The sequence below is a fragment of the Streptomyces sp. NPDC057543 genome (genome assembly GCF_042801895.1).
Taxonomy (GTDB): Bacteria; Actinomycetota; Actinomycetes; order Streptomycetales; family Streptomycetaceae; genus Streptomyces.
The window spans coordinates 1-12,110 of sequence record NZ_JBHVFF010000267.1; the positions used below are offsets into that span (position 1 = coordinate 1).

Consider the following 12,110-nt stretch of genomic DNA (forward strand, 5'->3'; position numbering starts at 1 on the left):
TGGCGGCCAGTTGATCTTGAACCACTTGCGATATGCCCATACCACGTCAACGAGCCAGATCACCGGAAGCAACACGTTGATTCTCTGCGAGCACTAAGCGCTGGTGACGGGCTGCTGCGCCCGTACGGCCCCGGCCCCGGCTTCTTCGCGGCCGGGGTCGTGTTCGTGCCGGCGGCCCTGCTCGTTGAGGAGTCATAGCCGCCGGTACCGGATTTCCCCTGCCCTTGTGATCAGAAGTTGAAAGGGTATGCCCGTACGAATCGAACCCGAGAGACGGAGCGCCCCGCCTTGATCATCCTGGACACGAACATCCTGCATAAGGGGCCGGACACCGTCACGACGGACCTCCTGAAGACGATCCAGACCGCTGGTGTGGAAAGGGTGAGCATCCCATCGATCGCTCTGGAGGAGCTCGTCGCCCAGCGCGTGAACCCTTACCGGGCCCGCTACGAGAGGGCCGTGGAGGCGTGGGCAAAGATCGCAGCAGACACCCCATGGAACCTGCCGCAGAAGCTCCCGAAGGTGGACGTACGTAGGTACGCGGACCACTGGCGCAGGCGGTACGAGCAGGTCGGCGAGACACTGCCGGCCGACGAGAGCATCCTTCACGAGGCGATGGTCCGGGAGATGAACCTCCTGCCTCCCTGCAAGCTGGTCGCCGCAGACGGAGACAATAAGGGCCACAAGATCGGGGCGCGCGACGCGGCGATATGGCTGACCGCAACTCGCTACGCCGAGGAACACCCGGACGAGACGGTCTACTTCGTCAGCGCCAACACCCACGACTTCGGCAGCGGAGCCCCCTACCCGCACCCGATGAGCACCGACCTCAAAGGGGTCAATGAAGGGCGGTTTGTTCACTTCACCAACGTGAACGAACTGGTCGAACTCTTCGCGAAGAAGACGGCTCCGGACGACGATGCGGTCCGAGCCGTCCTTGAGTCTCCGTCCACAGCCCGCCTCATCGGACACGAGGCCTTCCGCCAGTGGAAGTCCACTCGATTCCGTCGGCCGCTCACCTCGGGGCGCTTCGAGGCCACAGTCCTCCTCAAGGACGAACCAGCTGTGGTTCGAGGCTGGTCCAGGAGACCACGGACCTCGCTTAACAGCATCGGGGAAGTGAAGGCTCACAGCATCGGGCATCACGTCTGGTGTTCCGTAGTGGCGGGCTGGACGCTCGTCGGCCCCGCCGACTTCCGGGCGTCCACGCCACAGCTAGTTGCCTGCAACTGGGAGACCCGCATCCTCATCAGCACAACGCAGGGCGACAGTGAACCGTCCCTGCTACGGTCCGCCCCTCCGCAGCCAGTCACCGCCGAACACCTGCAAGCGGCCCCACCCTGGGAACTGGAGATATCGCCGCTCATTGATGACCGCGGGGAGAGATACACGAGACAGACGTATCGGACCTACGAGGTCAACGGCGATGGTGAAGGGGTGACGTACGTCGTCGATATCCCAGAAGAGCACAGTAGGCGCTACTACACGCTCGACGAAGAGGAGTAGTCCCAGCGGTGAGCGCCCGGCAGCCTCTACCTCCCTTTCGGGGAGCCGCTGATGCAGCGTCCGTACCGGGCCACGGCCGCGCTGCTGCGCCCCGTGGCTTTGACCGCCTCCTGTGGGACGGTGCCGGAGACGACCAGCGGGAGCAGTTCCGCAGCATCGCCCGGCGAAACTGCCGCACCGCTGGCCTCCCGGTTTAGGTCGTCCGCGGATAGTCACCCCGGCTCACCAGCCGGTGGTGTGCGCGCCCGGCCACAGCCAGGACACAGCGGCGCCGGACAACTGCCACGAGCGCCCTACGTGGCATCAGCCGCCGGGAAGTCTTCGCGGAGGTCGTTCGCCGTGATGCGCCAGCGGTCCCCAAACCGTTCCATGAAAAAGACATCAGGCTCGTCCAGCTTGTTCGAGGGAGCGACGGTAAGTGCCGCTTTCCTACCCTTGACCTCGACCTTCCTCACCAGGATCCTCTGTCCGTCGGCTGAGAGATAGTTCGTGTCCATGCTCTGCTGGGCAGTCGCCATGTAAGCCTCGCAGTCACCGTTTTCACGTTCCAGCGTTGTCCGTGCTTCTGGTGTGTAGAGGGCGCACATCCGCTTGTAATCGTGCCGCTTCAGCCCGTCGCCCATTGCATCCCACACCTCCCGCACTCCAGCCTCCCCGCGCTCCGCACCGATGGAGGCCACACTCTTCGAGGAGAGGTTGCTGCCGTCGCTTGACGACCCCGGTTCAGAACCGCCGCTCTCCCCTCCGAACTGGTAGTAGACCGCGCCTCCGATAGTCACGGTGACCACGGCCACGGCCGCAATGCCGATAGCCACGGACTTGCTCCGGGGTCCCGTGATCTTCTGGTCGCCGCGGACCGATCCGGTGCTGACACCCATCGCCCCCGCTCCCGAAACTGAGGTGTACTGCTGCCCGCTGATGTTCCCTGAGACCGGCCCCTCGTTCACGTTCGCCTGCTGAATGGCCGTTCTCAGCGCCTGCGCGAAGCCGGAGTCCCTCTCGGCCTCTTCGTTGAGCACGCCCCCAACCGTTGCCGCACGGTTCGCGTCCTCCGGCCGCTCCTCAAGCCTGGTGAGCGCCTGGGCGCCGAAGTCACTGGCTCGCAGCCGCTCGGTGACGAGGCGCCGCAGTTCACGACCGGCCGCGCTCGGCAGCGTGCTGGAGCGGATGAGCCTGGCGAGGATCCCCGTAGCCTGCTCGCCTACGTTCGAATCTTCCATCGTTCCCCCAAGCGCTTGGTGACCTGAGGAGCTTCAGCGGCAGCGGATTGATGCGACCGGGAACCCCTTTACCAATTGACCTTGAGAAATTAGCGCACCATCAAAGATCCTTTGAATGACAGGGATTGGAAATGGCCACTCGATGTGATAAGGCCAGGCCAGAGCTTCAAGATGCGCGTGAGAATGGCTTGATCTGCGCCGCGGTAGAAGTCTCCGTGGCCACCGGCATTGGTCTGGTGTACCGCAGGGGTCAGAAGGAAAACATGTCGATGCCCAGATACAAACCCCGAGACCCGCCCCGGCGTTCGGTGTCGTCGATGAGCCCGGCCCTGGCCAACGGCTGCGCGGGGGCATCCTGGTACCGACAGCCCGTAGCCGCTCACCTTCCGCCGGCCGGGGTCATCGTCGCCCCGCGCTGCCTCTTCCTCCGCTCCCGCTGATGCTGCGCCCGTAGCGGGACGCTGCCCCGCTGCTGCGCCCCGTGGCGTTGGTCGGCGAGCGGATAGTCGAGGAGGCCAACGACTCCGCCCAGTAGGACATCGCGACGGAGTCGCCCCGGTCCGGGGAGCGGCCGAGGCGGGACACGACGTCCTCTTTCCGCTCGACCTGGATGCGGGGCGGCACCCCGGTGGTCACGTCCCATGTGGGGGTGGTGAGGTCGGACAGTAGTAGGTCGTCCGGCGGGAACATCAGCTCCGCGCCGAACGCGGGGTCGAGGAGTTCCCGCAGCCTCCAGTACGCGGCGCTGCGGACGTTGACGAAGCCCCACTCCCCGTCCCTGGTGCGCGCCTTGGTCTTGGCGGCCCCGGTGTAGGGCAAGACCGGGACGCCGAGCTCGCGGAGCCGGTCCACGACCCCGCCGCCGACGCCGATGCTGTCGACCACGGGCACCAGACCGGCAGTGTCGCCGGCGACGGAGGCCTGGACGCGGGCGGTGGTCTGCATGGTGTCCCCCTGGTCGTGGGTCTCCAGTTCGGCGATCAGGGGGCCGTGACGGTGTGCCAGGACTGTGGAGTCCGCGCCGGACCGGGCGACGTCCACGCCGAGGATCCGGCGCCCGTCCACTGGGGGGCGACCAGCCTGGTCCCAGGCGAGCCACCGTTCCACGGCCGCCTCGACCCAGGCGAGCGGGATCACGCTGTCCTCGTCGGCCGCCCGGAACTCCCCGAGCACGCGGTTCGCGTACAGGGCGGAGTCCTTGCCCCATTGGCGGGCGCGCTGCCGGGCCCAGTCCTCGCTGATTCGGCCGGCGTCGATCGCCTCCTGGAGGGTGACGTGCCGGGTGAACCAGTCCTCCAGTCCTGGGGCGCGGCAGTGGATGTCGTAGAACCGCCCCGTTGTCGGGCCGGGGGTGCTGATGGCGAGGGCGAAGGCCTCCGGCAGGCCGTCCATGCGGCCGCCGGAGAACGCGCCCTCGATGGCGTCCCACGTGGCGTCCGGGACGATCTTGGCCTCGTCGATCAGGTACAGCAGGCTGTCCGCGTGCGCGCCCTCGATCAGCTCCGGCTTGTTGGAGGCCACCGGGGACGCTGCGCCGTGCACCAGCTTGAGGTTCTGCGTCAGCAGCTCCGACAGGTCAGAGAACGGCTCACGGCCCAGGACGTCCCACCGTATGCGCCGGGCCCATTTGTGGATCTCCGGCCACAGGTAGACGGATAGGTGCCTCCACGCCGATGCGGTGGTGAGGACCTTCCAGTCGATGCCCGCGGCGTCCCGGGTGGTGGCGAACCACAGCACCACCCAGGACGCCGTTCCGGTCTTACCCAACCCATGGGGACCCCGCGCCGCGACACGGCGACGAGACGCGAGGGCATCCATGATGTCGCCCTGATACGGGGTGACTCCGCTCCCCTCGCCCCAGTCGATGACCTCCCGCGCCCAGGCAGCAGGCTGGTACATGTACCGCTCCTGCACCTGGATGCGCCGCTCCATGGCTGCGAGGTGAGGGCGCAGCTCGGCCGGGGCCGCTCGTGCCAGCCGGAGGCGGTCCGCGCGGGACAGCCCCCGGTAGGCGGCCTCGGCGTCACGCGTCAGCATCGTCGTCCGGGGCGTTGCGGATGATCTCCATCAGGTCCTCGGCGGTGATCTGCCAGGTGACGTCCAGGTCGAGTTTGTCCGGCTCGGCGAGGCCGTACAGCTTGACGACCCGGTCCGTCAGGCGCGAGGCCGTCTCCACGGCCTTGAGGTCGCCCTTCAATGCCTTGGGCCACACGGCGGTCAGGAGTCGGTGGTACCGGCGGGCCTGGACCTCCCGCAGCGTGCTGGCCTCCTTCTTGAGGTCGGTGATGTTCGCGGTCAGGGCCCGGTCCACGTCGGTGTGGGCCGCTCCCCTGGACGCGTAGCCGAGACGGTCCGCGATCGTCTCGTAGTCCAGGCCGGCCAGCACCATCTGGATGGCGTTCTTCCGGCGCTCTGCCACTTGGGCGCGCTTGGCTTTACTGGCGCTCACCTGGTGACCTCCGTTCGCATGTCGCTATTGGTTCGCATGTTCGGCCTGGTCAGGTCATCAGGCGGTGGAGCTCGGCGCGTGCCTCCGGGTCGTCGCGGAAGGTCCCAGTGTAGGAGGCGGTGACCATGACGGAGCCGGGCTTACGGACGCCTCGGTGGGCCAGGCAGCCGTGTTCGGAGCGGATGACACACGCGGAGCCCACGGGCTGGAGGTGGGTGTCGAGGGCGGCGGTGACCTGGCGGGTTAGCTGTTCCTGTGTCTGGAGGCATCGGGCGTAGACGTCCAGGACGCGCGGGAGCTTGGACAGGCCGGCGACGGGTTCCCCGGGGCAGGGCTGGTAGGCGATGTCCGCGTGTCCGGTGAAGGGGAGCATGTGGTGCTCGCACAGGGAGGTGAAGGGGACGCCTGTGACCATGATGGGGCCGCCGTCGTGGTCGACGGGGAAGACGCGGGCGAGGTGTTCGGCCGGGTCTTCGTCGTAGCCGGCGGTCATCTCCTCGAGGGCGCGGAGCACGCGGTCCGGGGTGTCGGTCAGGGCGGGGCTGTCAGGGTCGAGGCCGCGGCCGATGAGCCAGGAGCGCAGGCCCTGCCGGTAGGCCTGGACTGTCTTCCTCCGGGCGGCGGGGGCGTCGCTCACGGGGGTGATGGTGGTCGTCATGATCAGCGGGCCCTTTCGTCGCCCCACGCGTACACGTGGAGTCGGGTTGTGAGGTTGAAGCCCGCGCGGATGGCGGGGTCGGCGATGGCGCGGAGCCGGTCGTCCAGCTCGGCGGTGGCGGTGCCTTCGGGCATGACCCACACGGTGTGGGCTGGGAGCCCGAGTGTGGAGGCGTGGGTGGCGACCTGGTCGACGTCGGCCAGGGTGCGGCACACGAACTTGAACGCCGCCCGGTGGGTGGCCACGAGGGCGGCCAGGGCGTCGGGTCGGATCCGCTTGTCTTCTGGGTCTCCGGCGTGGTCGAGCTTGGGGCTGACGTTGAAGTGGGTGACGTGCTCGGCCGTGTACGGGGAGGGGGCGAGGGTGCCGTTTGTCTCGATCTCGATCTCCACCCCGGCGGCGGTGAGGGCGTCCAGGAGTGCGGTCCAGCCGGGGCGGCGCTGGTGGAGGAGGGGTTCCCCGCCGGTGATGACGACGGTGCCGGGGGCGCCGTCGAGGAGGCGGTCCACCAGTTCCGGGACGGGGCGGCGGGTCAGTTCCTTGCGGAGGTCGAACCGGGAGGCGTCCCAGGTGTACGGGGTGTCGCACCAGGTGCACGACAGGTTGCACGCGCCGAGGCGCAGGAACGTGGCCCGGCGGCCGGTGGACGGGCCCTCTCCCTGGATGGTGGGGCCGAAGCACTCGGAGACGAGGAGCCATGGGACTGCCGTGGCCGGGGCGGTCATGCGGCGGTCCAGGTGGCGGCGTTCACGTGGGTCTCGGACACCCGGACCTGGGTGACCCGGGCGCCGGGTGCGCGGACGAGGTCGGTGAGGGCGTCGCCGGCGACCTGGGCAATGAGGTGGGCGACGTTCTCGACGGTGGGCCAGCCCGGGACCTGGTGGACTTTCATGCCGTACTGGAGGAGGACGGGGAGCAGCGGGTCATCGGGGCCGAGCATGAGTCCGTGATCGAGGTGCTCGTCGATCCAGCGGCGCAGCTGCTTCTTGAACGGGCCGAACTCCACGACCGTGCCGGCGTGGGAGAGGTCCGGTGCCTCAACGGTGGCCTCCATCCACCAGGAGTGGCCGTGGAGGCTCTGGCACTTCCCGGGCAGGTGGGGCAGCCGGTGCCCCGTTTCGAAGTTATGGCGGACCGTGACGGCGTGGGGCATCAGTGGGCTCCCTGCTGGTTGTACGGGCGGGCGACGGTGTAGCGGGTCGTTCCGTTGTCGTGGCCGATTGCGTCGTGGACGCCGACGACGTCCAGGTGGATCGCGCGGAGGCGGTAGTCCCCGCCCCAGGGCTCCCACTCCGGGGCGATGTAGCCGTCCAGGTGGGCCCATAGGCGGTCCGCGATGTCCTCGTTGGTGGCGTCCTTGAACACGGGGCGGGTCAGCTCGTGGATATGGCGTTCCAGGGCGTCGTTCGTGTCGGCGAAGGAGGGGTAGCCGTGGCGGCCGATCGTGTCGTAGACGACGGTGACGGACCCGGTGTGGGAGTGGGCGCGCAGTCCCATGGGCCGGTTGACGTTGGTGAAGAAGATGCCGATGGGTCCGACCTCGACGGTGCGGATCAACTGCTCGGGCTGGTCGGGCTGGTGGGTCGTAGTCATGGGGTGGTGGCTTCCTGTCGGGCGGCCTGGATGCCGGCCGCGGCTCGGTAGAGATTCGTGGTGGTGGCTTCCGCGAGGTACAGGTGGAGGCCTGGGGTCGCGTTGCGGGGCCCGCCCCGGGTGACGGGGTTGTGCGGGCCGGGCGGGATGGTGATGGGCCCGTGGCGGGCGCGGATGTACTCCTCGGCGCGGCGCCACGCGACGGCGGCCAGGACGGTGGCGTCCGTACGCACGTAGGTGGCCCTGGACGCGAGGGACATCGGGCTGATGTGGTGTGCGCGCACCAGCTCCCGGTGCCGGAGCAGCGCAGCGCGGTCGCGCATCTTGATGTCGGTCCAGGTGCCGTTACTGGTGTCGAACAGCTTGACGACACCGAATCGGTAGCCGGACGTCCAGGTGGAGGAGTCCACGCTGTAGAACGGGAACTCCCGCAGGGCCCGCCACACGGTCATGCCGAACCCGTGGAACACGGCGCGATCCCCGGCGATGCGGAATGCCTTCGCGATCCAGGGCAGGACTTCCTTTACCGGGTTGCCGAGGAGCTTGCCGAGGGCGATGTATGTGTAGCCCTCGTCCAGGTAGCGCTCCAGGTACTCCCAGGGGTCGCCGGTGTGGAACACGGGGATCGGCTCCAGGCCGTGGACGTGCTCCAGTTCTTTCTGGTTGCGCCACGTGGCCTCTGGGCCGCCGATGACGTCCAGGTTGGCGTACAGGGTCAGTTGCTGGTCCCACTTCTGGCACCAGGCCGCATAGTCCTCCAGGGTCAGGTGGAGGCCCATGGTGCGGGCGGTGTGGGCACCGGAGTCCCCGAAGATCATGTTTGCCGGGGTGGCCAGCTTCCCTACGAAGTCGCGCATGTCTTTCGGTCGCCAGAACGCGTATGAGCACAGGGCCTTGAAGTCCTGGTCCAGGCCGCCGAGGTGGGCGCTCATGCCGTGGCCCGGGTGCGCTCGATTTCGTCCAGCAGGCCGGACAGCTTGGCCTCATCGTTCTGCCCGGGGTGGCGTCCAGGGCGATCCGCCACCGGTCGAACGTCGCCGCGTCCACAGTCATGCTGATCTTGGGGCGGAAGATGTCTTCGTTCGGCTCGCCGTGGTGGTCGGCCAGCTCCTGGATCTCGTCCGGCGGGGCGGTAAGCAGCGCGGTGATGTCCTCGACGTCCCTCGGGGTGTAACCGGTGCCCTCCAGGTCGTCCAGGGCGCCGAGGAGTTCGGACAGTGCCTCGTAGTCGTAGCCGCCGAGATCCGCGGCCCGGTTATCGACGATGTTCACCCGGCGGGCGGTGTCCTCGTCGCACTGGACGATCTCGCAGCGGGCGCCGGGCTCCCAGGAGGGATCGTTCTGGCAGATGCCGCACGGCCGGGTGCCGCTGCTGGTCTTGACGGTCTTGCGGCAGTCGCCGGGGCCGTGGGCGGCGAGGGCCTGCATGGTGTGGTTGCCGGCGAGCACGATCAGCGGCCCGTCGGGGATGTCCCGGACGACCAGCGAGCGGTACTGGCCGTTGCGGCGCAGGCTCTCCAGGATGGTGTCGACGTTGCCGCGCTTCGCGTTACCGGGGAACGGGGTGAGCTCGTCCAGGGGGATGCTGGCGGTACGGACATAGGTGGCCTGGTCGGTCATGCGCGGGGGCTCCCTTGCTGGTGGTCGACGGGACTCAAGGACGCGGGCGTGACCCGGTCGAGGAGGTACCGAAAGCGGGTGGTGTCGTCGCCGGGGTTCGAGCACCCGGCGCTGAGGTCGTAGAACAGGTCTCGGTCCTCCGGGGGGACGGTGAACCGCAGGACGGGCCACATGCCCTTGTCCTCCGGGGCGCGGTAGGTGTCGGCCAGCTCCTCCAGCGACGGGGCGGGGCCAGCAGCCGCTCGACGTCGGCCTCCTGGTAGCCGGTGCCGCCGTAGTCCCCGTCCAGGAAGGACAGCAACTCGGCCAGGGCGTCAGCATCGTAGGAACCCAGGTCTGCGGCCCGGTTGTCGATCAAATTCACCCTGCGCGCGGTGTCCTCGTCGCAGGCGACGACCTCGCAGCGCGCGGCCGGGATCCAGGCCGGATCATTCCCGCACACCCCGCAGCGGTCTCGGCCGCAGTCGCCGGGGCCGTGCTTGTTCAGGGCCTGGGCAGTGTGGTTCCCGGCGAGGACGACGAGCGGAGCGCCGGGCAGCTCCCGGGCCACGAGGGAGCGGTACTGCCCGTTGCGGCGCAGGCTCTCCACGATCGTGGCGACGTCGCCTCGCTTGGCGTTGCCGGGGAACGGCGTCAGGTCAGACAGCGGGATGAGCGCGGTCCGCAGGTAGATGGCCTGGGCCATGTCTGGTCCCCTCGTCGCGTGATGGCAGCGCAAGAGGATAAGCGGAGGCGCGGGCCGGCCTCCCTGGAGCGGATCCCGCAGTGATTAGAAAGGGAGTTGACGGAAAGTCGGAACACAAGCGGAAGAGCCCGCACCGTATGTCCGGGCGGGCCTTTGCGGGTGGGTCAGACCATGGTCGAGGCGATCAGGTAGGCCATGGTGACGGCCGCGCGGCTCGTCGCGGAACCGAGGCCAAGGTCGCACAGGCCACATAGCATCCCTTCGCCAAACTAACTGCATTCGCCGAGTCGGCCATCTGAGCTTCGTGTCCAGCGAACTGTCGCGGCATCACTGAGTGGACGTTAAGTCCGATCTTCCTCGGTTCGTGATCGCTCGATCGTGTGACTGATTGCAGTACGGGGCTGGCGTTGGGCATGGACATGCTGGGATTCGGGGCATGGACAGAGAGCCGTATCCGAGCGACTTATCGGACGAGCAGTGGGCCTTGCTGGAGCCAATGATCACGGGCTGGAAGCAGGACCGAGTGGCACGGTCGGCGACCGGTGACCGGGGATCCTGTGACCTGCGGGAGGTCGTGAACGCGATCTTCTACCAGAACCGGACAGGCTGTCAGTGGCGCTACCTTCCCCATGACCTGCCGTCCTGGTCGGCGGTGTTCTACTACTTCAGCCTGTGGCGCGAGGAGTTCCTGGACCAGCGGATCCAGGAACTCCTGCGCTGCCAGGTGCGGGAGAAGGCCCGCCGATTAGAGGACCCGTCCCTCGTGATCACCGACACCCAGTCCGTGCGTGCGGCTGCCGGTGTCCCGAAGACCACGACGGGGCTGGACGTCAACAAGAAGGTGTCGGGCGTCAAGCGCGGGCTGGCCGTGGACGTCCTGGGACTGGTCATCGGCGTGGTTGTCCTGCCGGCCTCCGCCCACGACAACGCCGCCGGCATCGCCCTGCTCGACCAGGCCGCCGAGAAGTGCGGGAACCGGCTGGAGAAAGCCTTGGTGGACCAGGGCTTCAAGGACGAGGTCGTCATCCACGGCGTGCTGAATGACATCGACGTCGAGATCGTCCGCCGCAACCCCGCCGACCAGGGCAAGGGCTTCGTCCCGCAGCCCAAGCGGTGGATCGTGGAACAGGTCAACGGAACCCTGTTGCTGCACCGGCGCCTGGCCCGCGAGTACGACCACCGGCCCGACACCTCTACCTCACGCGTCTACTGGGCCTCCACCGCGAACATGACCCGCCGCCTGACCACACCGAGCCCCGCCTGGCGCGACGGTCTCGGGCTGGCCGCGTGAACGTCACCGAACTCCTCGCCGACCTCCGGTCCCAGCACGAGGCGGCCACCGCCCGTGCCGGGGAACTCCAGGGGCAGATCGACCACCTCACCGCCGCCCTGGCCGAGACCGAGGCCCGACTCACGGAGCTGGACATAGCCCGGAAAGTCATCGCGGAAGCCGCCCCGGCAGCAACCGAACCCGACCCGCCTCAGACCGAGACGAGCACCGCCTACCAGGCCATCGTGAACGCCTTCAACCAGCACGCCAGCCAGGTGTTCCGGGCCCGTGAACTGCACGAACTCCTCGACCTGCCCACCGACGAGGCATCCGTCAACATCACCCGAAGCCGCCTCGCACGCCTCCTCCGCCAAGGCTTCCTCACCCAACCCGGACGAGGCCGCTACCAGAAACGGACTTAACGTCCACTGAGGAGAAGACGACGGCTGGGCTGACGTGGACTTCCGTGGTGGCAGTTGCCATTACGCGTCGCCACCGAGGTAGGCGCGCAGTTCCCTTGTGAACTCTTGTCGCGCGCCACGCACTCGGTCCCACAAGTCCTCCCGCTCAGCTGGAGCCTCGTGGAAGCCGCGGATGTAGTCGGTGCAACGTTCGTCCAATACCTGTGCCCGAGAAGCGACCTCCGTCGAGCAGATTGCCTCCACCATGTAGTAGGCACCGTGTATCTCGCCCCGGTCCCGCAGGAAGGAGGGCATGGCTTGACTGCGCAACGCGTCCACGGCAGAGAGCAATCTGGCGCACGCCTCAACCCCTTGGATGCGCAGCCACTGTTCGCGGTCTGCGTTGGCCTTCGCCTCAACAGCGTCAACGGCTGCTCTGTAGGTGGCCTCGGCCTGTGCGATCGCCGATCTGCTGGTTGCCTCGACTTGAGCAAGTGCGGTGCGGGCCTGCCATCGTGCGACCAGCACACTGACCGGGATGCTGGTCAAGGCCAAGAGGGCGGCGATGCTGGTTGGACCCATGCGCACTTGTCTCCCATTCCTGGTCTTGCTTACTGATCGTTTCAGAATGCGGTTCGGAGTCGTCTCAAGCAGATGATGCTGCAGGCGAGTTGGAGCAGACCGAGATGGAGGTCGGCGCGTATCTCG

13 protein-coding genes are annotated in these 12,110 nt (G+C 67.8%); 3 read left to right on the forward strand and 10 right to left on the reverse strand.

From position 1 onward, the window contains the following. Positions 1-288 precede the first annotated feature (288 nt). Positions 289-1,506 (forward strand): PIN domain-containing protein, encoded by a 1,218-nt coding sequence (locus tag ACFU8Q_RS32520; RefSeq protein WP_384460973.1) that lies wholly within the window; start codon positions 289-291, stop codon positions 1,504-1,506. A gap of 293 nt (positions 1,507-1,799) precedes the next feature. On the opposite strand, the gene ACFU8Q_RS32525 is transcribed toward ACFU8Q_RS32520, so the two are convergent. The 9 genes from ACFU8Q_RS32525 to ACFU8Q_RS32565 all read right to left on the reverse strand — a co-directional run bounded on the left by ACFU8Q_RS32525 (position 1,800) and on the right by ACFU8Q_RS32565 (position 9,731). Then, positions 1,800-2,726: a hypothetical protein gene (locus ACFU8Q_RS32525; RefSeq protein ID WP_384460976.1), complete on the reverse strand. Its 927-nt coding sequence runs from the start codon at positions 2,724-2,726 to the stop codon at positions 1,800-1,802. 399 nt (positions 2,727-3,125) lie between these two features. Continuing rightward, positions 3,126-4,763, reverse strand: coding sequence for a hypothetical protein (locus tag ACFU8Q_RS32530; RefSeq protein WP_384460979.1), 1,638 nt, complete (start codon positions 4,761-4,763; stop codon positions 3,126-3,128). After that, positions 4,750-5,175, reverse strand: coding sequence for a hypothetical protein (locus ACFU8Q_RS32535; RefSeq protein ID WP_384460982.1), 426 nt, complete (start codon positions 5,173-5,175; stop codon positions 4,750-4,752). Before ACFU8Q_RS32535 ends, ACFU8Q_RS32530 begins: the two co-directional genes overlap by 14 nt. 49 nt (positions 5,176-5,224) lie before the next feature. After that, on the reverse strand, positions 5,225-5,833 hold the full coding sequence (gene folE / locus ACFU8Q_RS32540) for a GTP cyclohydrolase I (protein ID WP_384460985.1): 609 nt from the start codon (positions 5,831-5,833) through the stop codon (positions 5,225-5,227). Positions 5,834-5,835: 2 nt separating this feature from the next. Then, complete coding sequence (locus ACFU8Q_RS32545; RefSeq protein ID WP_384460988.1) at positions 5,836-6,558, reverse strand: 7-carboxy-7-deazaguanine synthase QueE; 723 nt, start codon at positions 6,556-6,558, stop codon at positions 5,836-5,838. After that, positions 6,555-6,986, reverse strand: a complete 432-nt coding sequence (locus ACFU8Q_RS32550; protein ID WP_384460990.1) for a 6-pyruvoyl tetrahydropterin synthase family protein — start codon at positions 6,984-6,986, stop codon at positions 6,555-6,557. Before ACFU8Q_RS32550 ends, ACFU8Q_RS32545 begins: the two co-directional genes overlap by 4 nt. Next, a complete protein-coding gene (locus ACFU8Q_RS32555; protein ID WP_384460993.1) occupies positions 6,986-7,426 on the reverse strand; it encodes a hypothetical protein in 441 nt (146 codons plus the stop codon). The genes ACFU8Q_RS32550 and ACFU8Q_RS32555 overlap by 1 nt, the downstream gene beginning before the upstream one ends. Continuing rightward, on the reverse strand, positions 7,423-8,358 hold the full coding sequence (locus ACFU8Q_RS32560; RefSeq protein WP_384460996.1) for a hypothetical protein: 936 nt from the start codon (positions 8,356-8,358) through the stop codon (positions 7,423-7,425). The genes ACFU8Q_RS32555 and ACFU8Q_RS32560 overlap by 4 nt, the downstream gene beginning before the upstream one ends. Before the next feature lie 722 nt (positions 8,359-9,080). Beyond that, positions 9,081-9,731 (reverse strand): hypothetical protein, encoded by a 651-nt coding sequence (locus tag ACFU8Q_RS32565; protein WP_384460999.1) that lies wholly within the window; start codon positions 9,729-9,731, stop codon positions 9,081-9,083. A gap of 436 nt (positions 9,732-10,167) precedes the next feature. On the opposite strand from ACFU8Q_RS32565, the gene ACFU8Q_RS32570 reads away from it, so the two are divergent. Continuing rightward, complete coding sequence (locus tag ACFU8Q_RS32570) at positions 10,168-11,022, forward strand: IS5 family transposase (RefSeq protein WP_384461002.1); 855 nt, start codon at positions 10,168-10,170, stop codon at positions 11,020-11,022. Then, the gene (locus tag ACFU8Q_RS32575; protein ID WP_384461005.1) at positions 11,019-11,423 is read left to right on the forward strand and encodes a hypothetical protein; all 405 of its coding nucleotides are present in this window, start codon (positions 11,019-11,021) and stop codon (positions 11,421-11,423) included. The genes ACFU8Q_RS32570 and ACFU8Q_RS32575 overlap by 4 nt, the downstream gene beginning before the upstream one ends. Positions 11,424-11,483: 60 nt before the next feature. Here the strand turns inward: ACFU8Q_RS32575 and ACFU8Q_RS32580 are convergent, their stop codons facing one another. Beyond that, complete coding sequence (locus ACFU8Q_RS32580; protein ID WP_384461008.1) at positions 11,484-11,984, reverse strand: hypothetical protein; 501 nt, start codon at positions 11,982-11,984, stop codon at positions 11,484-11,486. Between the last annotated feature and the right edge of the window lie 126 nt (positions 11,985-12,110).